Source organism: Cytobacillus citreus (genome assembly GCF_018343665.1).
Lineage (GTDB): Bacteria > Bacillota > Bacilli > Bacillales > Cytobacillaceae > Cytobacillus > Cytobacillus citreus.
The window spans coordinates 29,810-47,176 of record NZ_JAGYPM010000004.1 but is presented as its reverse complement, the minus strand read 5'-3'; the positions used below and the strand labels follow the sequence as shown (position 1 = coordinate 47,176).

Annotated in this window: 15 protein-coding genes; 4 read left to right on the top strand and 11 right to left on the bottom strand. The window is 37.3% G+C overall.

The features are described from left to right. Positions 1-18: 18 nt before the first annotated feature. The 4 genes from KHA94_RS16915 to KHA94_RS16900 all read right to left on the bottom strand — a co-directional run bounded on the left by KHA94_RS16915 (position 19) and on the right by KHA94_RS16900 (position 3,587). A complete protein-coding gene (locus tag KHA94_RS16915) occupies positions 19-573 on the bottom strand; it encodes a thioredoxin family protein (protein WP_213103321.1) in 555 nt (184 codons plus the stop codon). Positions 574-783: 210 nt separating this feature from the next. Continuing rightward, on the bottom strand, positions 784-1,491 hold the full coding sequence (locus KHA94_RS16910) for an ABC transporter permease (protein ID WP_213103320.1): 708 nt from the start codon (positions 1,489-1,491) through the stop codon (positions 784-786). Beyond that, positions 1,488-2,336, bottom strand: coding sequence for an ABC transporter ATP-binding protein (locus KHA94_RS16905; RefSeq protein ID WP_213103319.1), 849 nt, complete (start codon positions 2,334-2,336; stop codon positions 1,488-1,490). The genes KHA94_RS16910 and KHA94_RS16905 overlap by 4 nt, the downstream gene beginning before the upstream one ends. 183 nt (positions 2,337-2,519) lie before the next feature. After that, the gene (locus KHA94_RS16900) at positions 2,520-3,587 is read right to left on the bottom strand and encodes a LytTR family transcriptional regulator DNA-binding domain-containing protein (protein WP_213103318.1); all 1,068 of its coding nucleotides are present in this window, start codon (positions 3,585-3,587) and stop codon (positions 2,520-2,522) included. A 393-nt stretch (positions 3,588-3,980) separates the two neighbouring features. Between KHA94_RS16900 and KHA94_RS16895 the strand changes: the two genes are divergently transcribed. After that, positions 3,981-4,745 carry a helix-turn-helix domain-containing protein gene (locus KHA94_RS16895; protein ID WP_213103317.1) on the top strand — a complete coding sequence of 255 codons (765 nt, stop codon included), beginning with the start codon at positions 3,981-3,983 and terminating at the stop codon, positions 4,743-4,745. 77 nt (positions 4,746-4,822) lie between these two features. On the opposite strand, the gene gatB is transcribed toward KHA94_RS16895, so the two are convergent. The 5 genes from gatB to aceA form a co-directional block, all read right to left on the bottom strand. After that, positions 4,823-6,250 (bottom strand): Asp-tRNA(Asn)/Glu-tRNA(Gln) amidotransferase subunit GatB, encoded by a 1,428-nt coding sequence (gatB, locus tag KHA94_RS16890; RefSeq protein ID WP_213103316.1) that lies wholly within the window; start codon positions 6,248-6,250, stop codon positions 4,823-4,825. Positions 6,251-6,263: 13 nt separating this feature from the next. Further along, positions 6,264-7,721, bottom strand: a complete 1,458-nt coding sequence (gene gatA / locus KHA94_RS16885; RefSeq protein WP_213103315.1) for an Asp-tRNA(Asn)/Glu-tRNA(Gln) amidotransferase subunit GatA — start codon at positions 7,719-7,721, stop codon at positions 6,264-6,266. Positions 7,722-7,734: 13 nt separating this feature from the next. Then, the gene (gene gatC / locus KHA94_RS16880; RefSeq protein ID WP_213103314.1) at positions 7,735-8,025 is read right to left on the bottom strand and encodes an Asp-tRNA(Asn)/Glu-tRNA(Gln) amidotransferase subunit GatC; all 291 of its coding nucleotides are present in this window, start codon (positions 8,023-8,025) and stop codon (positions 7,735-7,737) included. Positions 8,026-8,516: 491 nt separating this feature from the next. Next, complete coding sequence (locus tag KHA94_RS16875; RefSeq protein WP_213103313.1) at positions 8,517-8,951, bottom strand: YueI family protein; 435 nt, start codon at positions 8,949-8,951, stop codon at positions 8,517-8,519. A gap of 281 nt (positions 8,952-9,232) precedes the next feature. Continuing rightward, positions 9,233-10,525: an isocitrate lyase gene (gene aceA, locus KHA94_RS16870; protein ID WP_213103312.1), complete on the bottom strand. Its 1,293-nt coding sequence runs from the start codon at positions 10,523-10,525 to the stop codon at positions 9,233-9,235. A gap of 328 nt (positions 10,526-10,853) precedes the next feature. Between aceA and KHA94_RS16865 the strand changes: the two genes are divergently transcribed. Continuing rightward, on the top strand, positions 10,854-12,125 hold the full coding sequence (locus tag KHA94_RS16865; protein WP_213103311.1) for an FAD-dependent oxidoreductase: 1,272 nt from the start codon (positions 10,854-10,856) through the stop codon (positions 12,123-12,125). A 566-nt stretch (positions 12,126-12,691) separates the two neighbouring features. Further along, on the top strand, positions 12,692-13,081 hold the full coding sequence (locus KHA94_RS16860; protein ID WP_213103310.1) for a cupredoxin domain-containing protein: 390 nt from the start codon (positions 12,692-12,694) through the stop codon (positions 13,079-13,081). Positions 13,082-13,451: 370 nt separating this feature from the next. Here KHA94_RS16860 and KHA94_RS16855 read toward each other — a convergent pair whose 3' ends face one another. Beyond that, positions 13,452-14,882, bottom strand: a complete 1,431-nt coding sequence (locus tag KHA94_RS16855) for a PQQ-dependent sugar dehydrogenase (protein WP_213103899.1) — start codon at positions 14,880-14,882, stop codon at positions 13,452-13,454. Between the two features lie 472 nt (positions 14,883-15,354). Between KHA94_RS16855 and KHA94_RS16850 the strand changes: the two genes are divergently transcribed. After that, positions 15,355-15,732: a hotdog domain-containing protein gene (locus KHA94_RS16850; RefSeq protein WP_213103309.1), complete on the top strand. Its 378-nt coding sequence runs from the start codon at positions 15,355-15,357 to the stop codon at positions 15,730-15,732. An 87-nt stretch (positions 15,733-15,819) separates the two neighbouring features. Here the strand turns inward: KHA94_RS16850 and pruA are convergent. After that, positions 15,820-17,367 (bottom strand): L-glutamate gamma-semialdehyde dehydrogenase (pruA, locus tag KHA94_RS16845; protein ID WP_213103308.1); only part of this gene is annotated, 1,548 nt, incomplete at its 5' end.

Here is a 17,367-nt window from a genome sequence, read left to right as displayed (position 1 = left end):
CACACCCTTTAAAGAGAATTATTTTCTTATCGTATCGCAAATACTTTGTGCTACAGCATGCCAAAGATTTTCGTCTACTTGGTAAGATTCCACTAACCTTTTATACATCGCCATTTGTTTCTCTTTAAAATCAGGGTCATCCTGAGATGGAAGCTGGCTCCGTTCTTGATCCACAAGGTCTTGCAGCTGCTTCGCCCGAGGCCCCCATACCGCCTGCTCTTCTCCGTTCTCATTAATAAAAATAAATATTGGAATCGCACGAGATGTCCCGTTTGTTAAATATTGATCCATTAATTCAAGGTTTTGGTCCCTTAATAAAAAGCGGACCTCCATGCCAATCTCCTCAGCAATTTTCAGAAGAATAGGATTGTTTAGCAGTGCATCTCCACACCAGTCTTCCGATAAGACAATTGCTTTTAATCCTTTCCCTTTAAGAGATGCCAGGCTTTCCTTGTCCTCGTCAGATAGTGAGAATTGTGCAAGTATTTGATTCATTTCATTCTGATTTACTTTCATGCCTGTCATATATTGATCCGCAGTTAAGCCTTTTTCAAACCACTGATTTAAGCTCATAATGAACCTCCTATTTTCCCTTTATATCTTTCCTTATTATGACATATCACTGACAAATAAGCGAAGCACTCGAACTTGTTTTTTAGCTTATTCACACTATGTCGCTATTTGCAAGATTAGCAGGTTCTTTCCTAGGAAATAAAAGCGGATAATGGAAAAATAGTAAGAAAAATGTCAAAAGGCTGATGGAATAGCCATCAGCCCTTCTTTTTAATCCATCATTCGCTTTCTAAAAACCACTATAGCAATGGCAAAAATAACAACGATTGAAGCAAAGATAACAGCAAGATTGAACCATACATCTGATAAACTAGCACCTGAATGAACCTTATTTGCTATTTCAATTAGCTGTAAATTCGGTAAATACTCAGTCACTTTTAGAATTGGAAACGATTCTGCTAAAACTGTTAAAAATGAACCGAAAGAAAAGAACCCAATAAATGGTAAAATGATAACTGACGCTTCCATAACTGATTTTGTTACTAAACCAAGCACTGTTCCAAGACCAATATAGAAAATAGTAGATAGGGCCATAGCAAGTGAGATAACAAGTAAATTTTCAGGCTTATAATCCTGTAAAAATGCGCAAGCAACAAGAATAATGAACGTTGCAATAAAGCTTAAAAGACTCTTTCCTACTAATATATCCATCGTACTCGCTGGTGAAAGCATAAGGCCACGCAATGTATTCTTCTCTTTTTCTTCTGCAATAAGACAACATTGTACATAAGCTGCCACCATACATAATGTCATATTAAATAACATATAATGGATATTAATATTGTCTATTCCATCCATTCCCCAGAGTGCAGCCAAAGCAAGTGGCATTAATACGGATACGGTTACATATAAATTTTTACTAACATCTTTATAATCTTTTTGAAAAATGGCGAATGAACGTTTAATTGAAAATATCATGATAATTTCCTCCCTGTTACCTCTACAAAAATATCACCAAGTGTCGGTTCGTTTGAATAGATTGAAACAACCTTATTTTCCGACATATAATTGTACATCGTTTGTGCCCCTTCAGCTCCACGATCGATAATTTCCTTGCTGCCATCCGCTAACTCTACTGTTATCGTATTATCTGCAAATTTTTTCCTTAGAGCCTTCGGTGAATCAAGTAATTGAATCTTTCCTTCATTTAAAAATGCTACACGATCACAGAGTGTTTCCGCTTCGTTCATATCATGTGTCGTTAAAAATATCGTTGTTCCTTGCTCTTTCAGATTTTCCAATCCTTTATAAATATGCTTTGTATTTACTGGGTCAAGTGCTGATGTTGGTTCATCCAGGAATAGCAGATCTGGCTTATGTAGAAATGCCCTCGCTAAGGTTACACGCTGCAACATACCTTTTGAAAGCTTAGAAATAACCTTCTTTTTCGCATCTTTTAAATTTACCATATCAAGAACTTCATCAATGCGAGTATATGGGACATCGTAAAGATCACAGTAAAGCTTTAAATTATCATAAACTGTAAGGCGAACGTAAAGACCGCTATTATCGGTTAGCACACCAATTCTTTTACGGTAGCTACCCTCTTTTAACTTTAAGGCTGGTACTCCAAACACAAGAGCTTCTCCATCTGTTTGTGCCAGTTGCGCCGTTAAGATTTTAATAGTAGTTGTTTTCCCTGAACCACTCGGTCCTAAAAATCCAAATGTTTCTCCTTTTTTTACTTTAAAAGAAACATCCTTTAATGCTGCTAAATTTGAAAACATTTTGGCTAAACCAGATACTTCAATGATATTCTCCATATTCATCCTCCTGCAAAGATTTAATTGATTTGTTTTTCTAGCTCAAGCTGCCGATCTGTGATGAGGCGCTTCCGCTTTTCGTTATGCCTTAATAGTAAAGAACAAATCACATCTGCACATTATAATTCCGATGAAAAGAGTTATTTTTGAGGTGAATGGAGAGTATTTTAGGTGAAATGGAGCTTATTTAAGCCCCAACATTGTCTTTAATTCTGCCATTTTTGTTTTCGATAATGGAATAGACGACTTTTTTGCATCGCCTAATACTAATGTAAAGCTATTTCTTGTCCAGGTTACAACCTCACGAACCTTTTGCAAATTCACAATATAGGAACGATGACATCTGAAAAATCCATAAGGATGCAGTCGATTTTCTAGTTCAGTCATCGTAAATACACTTGGATACATCTCACCTTTAATATAAATATTGGACTGTCCTTCACTGCTTTCAATATAATCAATTTCAGGCGGATCAAATAAAACGATTTTGTCATTCACCTTCGTTGGGATTTTTTCAAATCTGACTGGCTGAATGATAATTTCTTCTTCGTTTTCCTGCGCTAAAACTTCTTCTTGTGAGCCAGTCGTTTCCTCATTGGAAGTTTCGTCTTCCGATCTTACATCAAGGGCATGCAAACCTATATCATCTAAGCGATAAACCTGATCCGTAATCGAAAGTGCACTTTCCATATTACTTGTTAACACTAAAACAGCCTTCCCTTTTTGCTTCAGCTCCCGTACCATCTTCAAAAATACACGTTTTGTCTCTAAATCGATATTCTGATCTGGCTCTTCAAAAACAAATAAGGCAGGATTCTGAATTAGCAAACGACCAAATAAAGCTCTTCGCTTTTCTGAATTTGATAATTTACTGATTCTAACATTTCGTTTCGTCTCAAGCTGAACGATACGCAATACCTCATCAATAGAAAGTTCCGATCCATATAATTTTTGAAAAAAAGAATAGTTGTCCTTTACACTTAACCTTTCATACAACTCATCATCTAAACAGAAAAAGCCGACTTCAAAGAAAAAATCTCTTTTCGACAGCTTTACATTTTTCTTATTAACGAGTATCTCTCCATTAGAAATTGGAATTTCGCCCATAAATAGTTTTAATAAACTTGTCCTCGCATTCGTACTAGTATGAATAGCAACCACTTCAGACTCTGAAACTTCTAAACTAAATGATGGAAATACTATTGTATGCTCGTCATGTTTTTCAAGATCTTTAATCTCTAAGATACTCATCTTATATCACCTTGGTATCGTATTTTTTTAAAATGAGAATTATGTAAGCATAGTGTTAATACATAAATTTCCCACTTGGTAATTATAACCGATAAATAGGAATTTCTTCTATCTAATATTATTATTTAAAATTTTTATCGCAGATTAATATTCTATAAGACCCAGCTTAATATATTTCTCTTTATTTAAATGTCATATTTTATCCGATTATAGAAAATCATATCTTTTCCTGGGAAATATTTAAATGTAATTGTCGAAATAGTTTAAATTTTATAAAAAATATCCTATATAACCTAATTGCAACCATAAGTTGACAAATTGCATTTGCCATAAGATGGAATATAGAGCAATGTTATCATATAATTTAGCTATCAACCAATGGAGGACATGCATATGGCATTTAGTGAAAAACTTTATAAGTTAAGAAAAGAAAAAGGCCTTTCTCAAGAGGCTTTAGCAGAAAAATTAAACACCTCAAGGCAGGCTATTAGTAAATGGGAAAATGGTCAAGGGTTTCCTGAGACGGAAAAACTTCTAATGATCGGAAACATATTTGAGGTATCTATTGATTATTTGTTAAAAGATACTGTTGAGCAAAGTCATGAAAATGAACAAGGATATTATGTTAGAGGGGTTTTTGTTACTTCTAAATATATTGCTTTAGGAATGAGCCTGCTTATTTTAGCAACTGTACCATATATAATTTTTAAACATGATCCAGCCATTTATACTTTCCTTATCATTATTATTGCTGTGCTTGGTATTGGAGCGCTTATGGCGGCAGCAGTTATAGATGAAGGTAATAAATATAAAATTCTTAGAAAAGAGACCTTGCTCTTTGACCAGAATTATCATAAAGAGTTGACAGCAAGATATGAAAATATGAAAAAGCGGTATGCTCCAGTGATGATCCTTTCATTTTGTATTATTGCTGCAGGTGGACTACCCTTTATATTAGAAGAGAAAGAGATAACTTCAGGATTTTTAGTGCCTTATTATCCGTATTGTGTCGCTTTGATGGCTGTTGGTGCCTATATTTTTATCCGTACAGTAGCAATATTAGATACATATAAACTACTGGTAAAAAATGAGGAGCATACTAATCGCTTAAGTTATAAGATAAGAAAAAAAGTGAAAGAAAAGCTGGATAATTTTTAATAAAAACGATCAGAGCAAAAAAATAAACAGTGGAGGGATGACAAAATCCCCTCCACTGTTTGAATTTTCACTATAACTTAACGTTTCTTTAATTCTTCTAATAAAAGCTTGTTTACTAAAGGAGGGTTTGCCTGTCCTTTCGTAGCTTTCATGATTTGGCCAACAAAGAAGCCAAGCGCTTTCTCTTTGCCGTTTTTATAATCGTCAATGATTTTCGGATTATTATCCATGACTTCGTTAATGATTTTCAGAAGTGCACCTTCATCAGAAATTTGGACAAGTCCCTTTTCTTTCACGATTTGCTCCGCATCTCCGCCGTTTTCAATTAGTTCCTTAAAAACCGTTTTCGCAATTTTAGAAGAAATCGTTCCATTTTCAATTAGCTTTATCATGCCAGCAAGACCTGCAGGAGTAAGTAGAGTTTCATCAAGCTCTTTTTGCTCAGCCTTTAAGTAAGCAGATACTTCACCCATGAGCCAGTTCGAAGCTTGTTTTGCTTCAGCACCAGCAGCAACTGTCGCTTCAAAGAAATCTGCCATTTCCTTTGTAACAGTTAAAACAGCTGCATCATACGCAGGCAAGCCAAGCTCTTCTACATAACGCGTTTTCCTTGCATCTGGAAGCTCAGGAATTTCTGCCTGAATTCTAGCTTTCCATTCTTCATCAATATGAATATCTAATAAATCTGGCTCAGGGAAATAGCGATAATCATCTGATCCTTCTTTCACACGCATAAGGATCGTTGTATTTGTCGCTTCATCATAACGGAGTGTTTCTTGACCGATTACACCGCCTGAACGAATGATACTCTCCTGACGCTTTTCTTCATATTCAAGTCCTTTACGAACAAAGTTGAAAGAGTTTAAATTTTTCAATTCCGTTTTCGTACCGAATTCTTCTTGCCCAACTGGACGAATGGAAATATTCGCATCACAGCGCAGAGATCCTTCTTCCATTTTACAATCAGAAACGCCTGTATATTGAATGATCGATTTCAGCTTTTCAAGATATGCATACGCTTCATTCGGTGTACGAATATCTGGCTCAGATACGATTTCAATTAATGGAGTCCCTTGACGATTATAATCCACTAATGAATAACCGTTACCATGTGTCAGTTTCCCCGCATCTTCCTCCAAATGGATACGCGTAATTCCGATTTTTTTCTTATAACCGTCAACTTCGATTTCAATCCAGCCATGTTCACCGATCGGCTTGTCAAATTGAGAGATTTGATAAGCTTTCGGATTATCTGGGTAAAAATAGTTTTTACGGTCGAATTTTGTGACTGGCGCAATCTCACAGTTTAGCGCCACTGCTGCTTTCATGCCATATTCAACGACTTTCTTATTTAAGACGGGCAGCACACCTGGATAACCAAGGTCAATAACAGATGTATTTGTATTCGGCTCTGCACCGAAATGGTTCGGGCTATTCGAGAAAATTTTTGAGTCTGTCTTTAATTCAACGTGTACTTCAAGGCCAATAACCGTTTCAAATTCCATTTGTTCTCCCCCCTTACAGTACCGGTTTTTGTTTATGATAATCTGTTGCCTGTTCAAAGGCGTGTGCAACTCGATAAACTGTGCTTTCATCGAAATGCTTTCCAATGATTTGCAGACCTAGTGGCAAACCATTAGCGAATCCGCATGGAACAGAAATTCCAGGGACACCAGCAAGATTGACCGGAATAGTTAAAATATCATTCGCATACATTGTAAGCGGATCATCGATATTTTCGCCAATTTTGAATGCAGGCGTAGGTGTTGTTGGTCCAATAATAACATCATATTTACTGAAAACCTCTTCAAAGTCATTTTTGATAAGGGTACGAACCTTTTGCGCCTTTTTATAGTAAGCATCGTAATAGCCTGAGCTTAGTGCGAAGGTTCCAAGCATGATGCGGCGTTTCACTTCATCGCCAAAGCCTTCAGCACGAGACTTCTTATATAAATCAAGAAGATTTTTCGGGTTCTCTGTTCTGTATCCATAGCGAACGCCATCAAATCTCGCAAGATTCGCAGAAGCTTCAGAAGAAGATAATAAATAATAAGTCGCTAAGGCATATTTAGAATGAGGAAGCGATACTTCTTCCCAAGTAGCTCCTAATTTTTCAAGAACCTTTAAAGCATCTAAAACAGATTGGCGTGCTTCTTCAGATACTCCTTCTCCTAAATACTCCTTCGGTACAGCAATTTTCAATCCTTTAATGTCACCAGTTAATGATTGAACAAAGTTTGGAACATCGATTTTTGCTGAAGTAGAGTCCATAGGATCTAGACCAGAAATAGCCTGTAATAAGTACGCATTGTCTTCAACTGTACGTGTAATTGGTCCAATTTGGTCAAGTGAAGAAGCGAAGGCAACAAGGCCAAAGCGAGAAACGCGGCCATATGTCGGCTTTAAACCAACTACTCCACAAAATGCAGCAGGCTGTCTAATAGAGCCACCTGTATCTGAGCCTAAAGAGAACAGAACTTCCCCGGAAGCGACTGAAGCAGCTGAACCGCCTGAAGAACCGCCCGGCACTGTTTCTAGATTCCAAGGGTTACGTGTTTTTTTGTATGCTGAATTCTCATTGGATGAACCCATTGCAAATTCATCCATATTTAATTTACCAATTGTAATCGTTTCTGCATGATGTAATTTTTGAACGACAGTCGCATCATAAATCGGGTCGAAGTTCTCTAATATCTTACTTGCACACGTTGTACGCAAGCCTTTCGTAACGATATTATCCTTTACTCCAATCGGCATTCCAAAGAGAAGCCCTTTTGATTCATCCGATCCTAATTTTTCATCCATTTTGCTCGCTGTTTCACGAGCTTTTTCTTCATCTAATGTTAAAAAGGCTTGTACCTTTTCATCCACTTCGCCAATACGCTTATATGACTCATCCACTAGATCCGTTACTTTTATTTCTTTTTTATGTAAAAGCTCATGTAAATCGGATACTTTATGATCAAATAAACTCAATGTATTTCCCCCCTTACTCAATAATGGACGGTACTTTCACTTGTCCGTCCTGATGCTCTGGTGCATTTTTCAGAACCTCAGACTGAGGCAATCCTTTCTGCGGCTTGTCCTCTCTCATAACATTCTTCATATCTAAGACATGGGAAGTCGGCTCCACATGATCGGTATTTATTTCATTTAACTCCTCAGCGAATGAAATCATCGCATCAAGCTGTTTCTTAAACATCTCAGCCTCTTCTTCTGTTATTGCCAACCTTGCCAAGTTCGCAACATGCTTTACCTGATCGGTAGAAATTCTAGACATTTCGTGACACCTCCAAAAGTGTTCGATTCATTGACACAATAATATTGATAATATCAAACTTTCACACGTTAAAGCAATATGTTATATAAGTATAAAACCAGTACTCTTGACATTTTACCACGAGTTTAGGCAATTCGCAGTTATTTATTGTATGGGTTTGCTTTCTAACTAATATAGAAGAAAAACGGGGATATTGATTGACGCATTGCTACTTATTTTTTACTTTGATTAAAGGCTATGTTAAACTCCCCTGTTGATTTCCGCTGCAGGCACTCGCTTTCCGCGGGCGGTCGGAAGCCTCCTCGTCGCTATCGCTCCTGCGGGGTCTCCCTTTGACTCGCTTCTCCCGCAGGAGTCTCGCGCCTTCCGCTCCAATCAACAAAAAAATAGTATTATCAACACTGTGCTTTAACACAGCCAAATTAAAAAAATGGGTTCATTATTTGCTCAAAATCGCTTAATCAAAAAAAAGGAGCCGATTGACTCCTTTTTCAACGCTTTGAAAATAGCGAAAAAAATCCTTTTTTCTTCTTGTTTTTTACTGACTCTTTTTTTGGGGCTTCCTTTGTTACATAAATTTCTTCTTTATCTATTGCATAGTCATAAGCAAGGGCTAAGCCGATCTCTGAATTATAGTTATTATTTGTGACCATTGTAAATTCCACGTTGTACTTAGACGCTAATTTCGTATATTTAGATAGCTCCGAATAACTCATATTCCCATTTAAATAAAGGTGGGCCTTCCGATTTTTATTAAGGGCCTCTTCAACTTGTGGATAGATCCCATCCTCCCTAATTTGCGATTGTTTGAGAGCAATAACAATTCTCTCTCTAAGGGTACCTAGGAATTTTCTCCGCTCATCTGGCTTCGTTTGTTTCTCACCGTGTATTCCTTGAAGGATATAATCATCGATGTTATTAGACAAAGAAAAACCTCCTACTCAAATCTATTTTAAAAAAAGCTTCGAATTCTCAATTCAAAAGTAGGGCTACTAATATGTATGAATAATTTGATCATGTGGTGCTTCGTTATTATGAAACAAATTGCGTATCTCTATAATTCTTAAGCTATTTATAATTCAACCTTAACATAATGGCTCTAAAAAAGAAAAAAATCCTCCCTTCTTACGAAGAGAGGAGCAAATGGGAGAAAAAAAAGTTAAAAATCACGATAGAATGGTTGAATACATTAAAACAAATGAATAAATTATACTTCCTGTTTTACTGCAGTAAATTGTGCTTCTTCCGTTGAACCTTTTAAGGCAGTCGTTGAAGATGTTCCGCCTGTAATCGTCATGGAAACTTGATCGAAATAGCCTGTACCCACCTCCCTTTGGTGTCTAGTTGCAGTATAACCATGTTCTTCGCCTGCAAACTCAGCTTGCTGTAATTCAGAGTAGGCAGCCATGCCACGATCCTTGTAGCCTCTCGCCAATTCGAACATGCTATGATTTAAGGCATGGAAACCAGCTAGTGTAACGAATTGGAATTTGTAGCCCATTTTACCAAGCTCAATTTGAAACTTAGCAATTGTTTCATCATCCAGCTTGCTCTTCCAGTTGAATGATGGAGAGCAGTTATATGCTAATAGCTTACTAGGGAACTTCTCATGAATCGCTTCAGCAAACCGCCTTGCTTCCTCGAGATTTGGCTCTGCCGTCTCACACCAAACAAGGTCTGCATATGGAGCATATGCCAAGCCTCTTGCAATCGCTTGATCAAGTCCTGCTTTTACCCTGAAAAATCCTTCTGACGTTCGATCGCCAGTAATGAAAGGTGCATCATAGGGATCAACATCACTCGTAATTAAATCTGCAGCATTTGCATCCGTACGGGCCACAACAAGGGTTGGTACTCCCATCACATCTGCTGCTAATCTTGCTGCAATTAAATTCTTAACTGCTGTTTGCGTTGGAAGCAAAACTTTTCCTCCAAGATGTCCACATTTTTTCTCAGAGGATAGCTGATCCTCGAAATGAACCCCCGCTGCTCCTGCCTCTATCATACCTTTCATTAATTCAAACACATTCAACTGTCCACCGAATCCTGCTTCTGCATCAGCCACGATCGGCGCAAACCAATCAATAGATGAGTCGCCTTCCATATGATGAATTTGGTCTGCACGCTGTAAAGCTTGGTTAATCCTTTTTACTACACTTGGGACGCTATTTGCTGGATATAAGCTTTGGTCCGGGTACATATGCCCTGATAAATTGGCATCTGCCGCTACTTGCCATCCGCTTAAATAGATCGCTTTTAAGCCTGCTTTTACTTGCTGGACTGCCTGATTCCCCGTTAATGCACCTAAAGCATGAACAAAGTCCTCTTCATTCACAAGCTTCCACAGCTTTTCTGCCCCTCTGCGAGCAAGTGTATATTCAATGTCAATGGAGCCTCTTAATTGAATGACCTCCTCGGCAGAATAAGGTCTTTCAATCCCCTTCCATCGCTCATCCATTTCCCAGCTTTCCTGTAATTGCCGTACTCTTGATTCTGACATTCGATTAATCCTCCTTCAATTTTCTTCATTTCATTGAAATGTATATGCCAGCCCTTGTTGTTGTATTACAATAACCATTTCATGTCTTGTATTATATAACAGTATTTAAAGAAAAGAAACTCCTATTTTAAAAATTTTTAGAAAATTTTTATTTATTTTATAAAGTTTTTTAATTACTTTTTTAAATTATCAATTACGACGTTTTTGTTACAAATATTAATAATTAAATTGTAATAATTATTAAAAGAGTTTGACTTTCACATAGTATTAATATTATTATTGTAGTAACAACACATATAACATGAAATAAATTCCGGAGGTTTTAATATTGTCTAAACCTGAAATTATTGTTTATAGCAGTACTGGCTGTCCCTATTGCGAAAAAGTAAAATCTGCTTTGAAGGACTGGGGATTTGAATATGAGGAACGTAACGCATCCATACATAAGGAATATTTTGATCAGTTAAAAGAGCGTAAAATCTTCGGAACTCCTGCCACTTTAATTAACGGAAAGCTTGTTTTGGGCTTCCAAGAGAAGAAGTTTAGAAAACTACTCGATATAACAGATGAAACAGCCGCTCCTGTAGCAGACTCTTCTAAAGGTGATGCTCCTAAAGAAAATACAGATACTATTTTCCAATCTATTAATGAAAGAATCCTTGATGAGGTTTATGATTTTGTGACCATTGGCGGTGGTCCAGCCGGAGCTTCAGCTGCACTATACGCAGCACGAGGAAAGTTAAAAACCCTTGTGATTGATAAGGCACCAAAGGCAGGAACGCTTGCAATTACACATAAAATTGCAAACTATCCGGGTGTTAGAGAAGAGTTAACAGGACTTGAACTTTTAGAAAGAATGCAGGCTCAAGCGAAGGATTTCGGAGCGGAATTTGTGCGATCGACTGTACTTTCTGTAGATTTTTCTGATGAAATCAAGAAAATTGAAGTCGCAGAAGGAATCATTAAAGCTAAAAGCGTCTTTATTGCAGTAGGTGCAAAAGCTCCTTCGAGTAAAATTAAAGGAGAAGAAGAATTTACAGGACGTGGGGTAAGCTACTGTTCAACATGTGATGCTGCCTTTTATCAGGATCAGGTTGTCACTGTGGTAGGTGATAATGAAGAAGCAATTCATGAAGCGGAAACACTAGCTAAATACTGTAAAACTGTTAGACTATTAATTCCTACTGAAAAGCTAAAAGGCGACATTGACTTTACTCAGCTTGAGAATCAACCAAATGTCGAAATCTATAGACGCCATCGTTTAAGAGAAATTACTGGAACTGATAGTGTTGAGAAAATCATCATTCTAAATGATAAAAAAGAAGAGCAAACCTGGGAAAGTGATGGAGTTTTCTTATACCTTGGCGGAATGAAACCAGGAACTGATTTCCTAAATGACTCTGTCAAGAGAGATGACGAAGGTTATGTAGTTGTTGATGATCATTTACGTACAAGTGCTGAAGGTGTTTTCGCTGGTGGGGATGCACGAAGAACACCTATTAAACAAGCAGTCATTTCTGCTGCAGACGGAGCGATTGCTGCATTGAGTGCAGAACAGCATGTTAATAAGCGGACAAAGCTTCGCCCGCAGTATAGCTAACAAAACTCAGGATTCAGATTGACCTGCGAGCTAATAAATCAATAGATTTAATACTAACCTTCAATAAAAGTTTTGTGCATAACGCGTGGCTATTCATGCGTTTTTTATTTTTTCCCCTACCTTAGTTTGACTTTTTAAAATCTGGTGCAATAAATACTAATGAGTATCCAGCAAGTCTTTACAGAAGACTTTAAGCCGAAAAACATTCAACAATTACTTAGTTATAGGTCGTGTGAATATTCCTTATTTATGGAATAAACGTTAAAATATAGGTATACATACTAAGGATAAGCTGGTTTAGTGATTAAAAAAAACAGATCTATGAAACTACTTTATGAAGAGTATTTGAAACAAAAGACTTAGCATAATGTGAAAGATTGTACTTAAACAGGGCAGGCTAATTGAATAAGAATGGATTCCAGAAGATCGTCATTTTGAATCGATCTTTTTTCTTGTCATTGTTTCAGATAAAAGAGTTACTATTTGAAATCACGGTGAAACCCAATTTATAGTGATAATATTTTATGAATTGGAAAAAATAATATAAAGGAAAGGAGGGGTTGCGAATGTTTGTGAAAAAGTGTTTAACAGGATTGGTAGTTTTGCTTGCGATGATTGTGGTTGTGAACACTGCAGGCTCACTCGGCGTATTTGCCGAATCCGGTTTCGTAACACAACCTATGGAGACGGTGAAATCAATTGAGGTCCAGTTGAACGACGATTACTTTAATCCGAAAGTCATTACTATTTCGAATGGAACAACCACAACGTTGATATTGAAAAACAAAGGTATGAAAGAACACACCTTCACAGTAGAAAAGCTCGGAATTGACGCCGAAGTCCAGCCGGGAAAAGAAAAAACAATTACCGTTAAACCAAAACAGCCCGGTACATATGAACTGATATGTCGGTACCATTTCCAGGAAGGAATGGTTGGGAAAATAATAGTCAAATAACAAGCCGGGCCAATCGGGCCTTGCTTTTTAGTAAGCAGCAATAGTAACTTGCTTATTAATTGTTATTAAACAAAAGGGTACGTTTGTTGAGAACCGGGAGTTGCTGCGGCAGCTCCCTATCTATTGTATTAATGGGGCTGCTTAAAGAAGGAAGAAAAAATACCAGCGTGTAAAAAACGATCGTACATTTTTTAAATTGCACGATTTAGTCTTCCGAAATCATCTCGATAAATAGTCAAACAAAATTGGGGTCCAATGGCTTAACCATACAATCTCATAATTCCTCAATGGCTTCAACGTGTTTTTGTTTTGATAAGGTCTTGCGGTAGTAATGCATCGAAGGTATTAAGTCGATTTTTATAGTTTTGAATCACGGAATAATTTCAAAAACAGTACCTTGGTTAAAATCAGTCACTTTCATAGAGCCATAAACCCCTAAATATAGTCTGGTTTGATCCAGATTCGTTCCCAAACTAACATAATAAGCCGACCCGGACCCAAAATTATAATCGGTTTCAATAACACTGAAATCATTTAGTTTACAATCTGTACTTACCCTGGTATAAGCTAAAACCCCTCTAACCGGAGACCCGGATTCTTCCTTCCGGGCAAGATCGGTAAACACAACACTTCCTGTTAAAGCTGGGATTCTATTCCCCATATAGGCTTGCACTCCTGTAAGGGCAGTTCCTCCAAATTTATCGGGCCTTTGATCTTTATGGAAATAACTAGTTAAAGGCTGTAGACGTCTCACCGAAGTTTTTATTGCTTCATCGTAAAAAGCAATTGTTTTCTCATCCAATGCCGAATTTTCAGAGCAGCCCCTTATAAACGAAGTAGGAAATGCCCCTTCCCATCCTCGCCAGCCAAAGTTAATAAATCCTTCTTGGTCAGCTTCAGATTTCATTAAAAAAGCTTGAACAAGCTGGGTAACCGGTATTGGTTTATTCTGAACGAATGAAAAAATTGACTCTACCAAGACCTGTCCGACATTTCCCACATATTTGATATATTGATTATAAAACCTTTGAAATGAAATGCCCGGTATATTTCGAACCCCTTTGGCAATCACCGTAAGTGTTCCCTGAATAGATATGGGAAGTTCATTAAACCGTGTGACTACGGGTGGATTCTGGATAAATGTATTCTTACCTACATCAATTTCAATTATTTTACCAGCGATTTCTATATCATTCTGGCTTAAATTGAAAGGATCATAGCCTGCCCCACCATCCCCGGTTGTTAAAATAAGTTTTCCTGTCTCAGGTGAAAAGTTTAAGCTATTGACACCATTATGATTAAAAAATGGTCTTCTTAAGTTTAGTAATGTCCGTCGGCTTTGTGGTTGACCATTCGATGGTAAAATCCATTCTTCAACTGAATCAATATGATCATATTGAGTTTCTCTATTTATCCACCTTAGGTTTAAAGTTTTGGGATCACACGGGTTAGGTGAAAAAGGTTCATGTAGAGCACCTGGACCTTGTGTTCTAGCTACTGAATAATGAAGATAAAACAGCCTGTTATAATAAAAATCGGGATGAAACGCTAGTCCTAACAATCCTCGTTCATCATATCCAGTACCAGAAACACCCGGTTCAGAAGTACCTAATTTTATGATTCGCGGGCGAATATCTAAAAAAGTCCGTACAACTCCGTCTCTTATGTAAAAAATCTCTCCTACCTGGGTTGCAATAAATAATGTTTCTTTTGAGTCACCCGGAAGTATCGCTGTTTTCAAAACAGTCGGCAAATTCACCTTACTTACAATGGGCCGTAAACTAACCTTAACTTTTATCAACAAACTTTACACTCCTTCTTAGTTTTCTTTTATAAGAATATGATTAGAACTGTTTTATTAATACCAGATTAGGGGCCGAAGAATCTAACAAGTAATTTTATTTAAAGGGCAATTTAATGAAGTAAGCTTATGGAACTAATGTGCCATCAGTAGAAGGAGAATTCCAAAGGAAGAGGGAATTACTTTAATATTAAGAAAAAAATTTTAAAAATCGCCTTATCATAATTAGCTATTAAACCAGCTAGTTGAAGCTTTAGTGATTTCCAGCAATTAGAGCCGAAGGACTGGAAACCTGAAGATATTCTCACATAAAAAAGAAGTAGGAAGTAAATAGAAAACTATTATATTCCGCTTGATAGAAATAGTCTCTTTTTTACTAAGGGAGAAAGATAGTTGAATACCGTTCTAAATTGTTGTAATATTCGTATTATTTCTGATCTTACAGTATAAAACCTTCAGGAGGGAGATTTATATGCCATTAATAGTAGGAGATATAATTACGTTTGAAAGGACTTTTACAGTAAGGGATGTTGAATTATTTACAGAGATTTCAGGTGATGAAGGGATTCATCATATAACCCCAGATGAACAGGGAAGACTTGTCGTTCAAGGGTTATTAACGGCAACTTTACCAACAAAAGTAGGTGGAGATGCAAACGTGTTGGCTCGTACTATGAATTTCGAGTTTTTAAGACCTGTGTTTACCGGAGATACAATAATTTGTGAAGTTAAAATTGAAAAATACGAAAGGCAAGAAAATAATAGAATAGCTATTATTGCATCTTTTTTATGTAAAAATCAGAATGAAAAAGAAGTATTAAAAGGGGATTTTTCAGGTGTAATACTTTAATTCTTTATAATTTCTATAATTGAAAATGATCAACCTAAAAAGAGTGACCTGTCCCAAAGACAAGTCACTCTAAAAAACAATTCTTAATTAATACATTTCAGATGTTGTTTTCGCTTGCATATGAAGCATGATGTAATCAGGGCCGCCTGCTTTAGAGTCTGTTCCTGACATATTAAATCCGCCAAATGGCTGGTAGCCTACAATCGCACCAGTACAGCCGCGGTTGAAGTATAGGTTACCAACATGGAAATCTTCACGTGCTTTTTGGATGTTTTCACGGTTATTTGTGATAACTGCACCTGTTAAGCCGTATTCTGTGTCGTTCGCAATTTCAATCGCATGGTCGAAATCTATTGCTTTTGTGAAGCCGACAACAGGGCCGAAGATTTCTTCCTTCATGATGCGAGCATCTGGTGAAAGGTCAGCGAATACAGTCGGTTTAATGAAGTAGCCTTTGGAATCGTCTCCTTCTCCGCCAGTCATAAGCTTTCCTTCTTGCTTACCAATTTCGATATAGCTCATGATTTTATCAAATGCATTTTGGTCAATAACGGTTGCCATGTAATTGTTTTGATCTACTGGATCACCTTGCGTTAATTCGTTTGTTAATTCAACTACACGATTTAACACTTGATCATATACATCCTCAACGATTATGGCACGAGAACATGCAGAGCATTTTTGGCCAGAGAAGCCGAATGCTGAAGCAACAATAGAAGTTGCCGCTAATTCAAGATCTGCTTCCTTATCCACAACGATTGTGTCTTTTCCACCCATTTCAGCGATCAAACGCTTCATCCAAATTTGACCTTCGTTCACTTTGGAAGCACGTTCGAAAATACGTAAGCCGACATCACGTGAGCCTGTAAAGCTGATGAAACGAGTATCTTTATGGTCAACTAAGTAGTCGCCCACTTCCGCACCGCTTCCTGGAACGAAGTTAAGAACGCCTTTTGGCAGACCTGCTTCTTCCATGACTTCAACGAATTTCGCTGCTACAACTGGTGTAGTGGAAGCTGGTTTTAATAGAACTGTGTTTCCTGCCACGATTGCCGCAACAGTTGTTCCGGCCATGATCGCTAATGGGAAGTTCCAAGGAGAAATGATGATTCCGACTCCTAATGGAATATAGTCATAACGGTTATATTCATTCGGACGGCTATTTACTGGTACACCGTCTTTAATTTTTAACATTTGACGTGCGTAGAATTCTAAGAAATCAATTGCTTCTGCTGTATCTGCATCAGCCTCATTCCATGGCTTCCCTGCTTCTTTTGTTAATAGGGCGGAAAACTCATGCTTGCGGCGACGGATAATCGCAGCTGCCTTGAATAAAACATCGGCACGTGTTTCTGGCTTTACTTTTTTCCATGTTTTGAATGCTTCTACAGCCTCTTGCATCGCTTTTTCAGCAAGGTCGCGATTAGCTTTTGATACACGTCCAATGACTTCTATTTTGTTAGCTGGGTTATAAGAGACGATTTTATCTTCCGTTGAGATGCGCTCTCCACCGATTACTAAATCATAATCTTGTCCTAAATAGCCTTCAACTGTTTTCAAACCAGCTAAATAGGCTTGACGATTTTCGTCTAATTTAAAATTAGTAAATGGTTCGTGTTTGTAAGGTTGTACCAT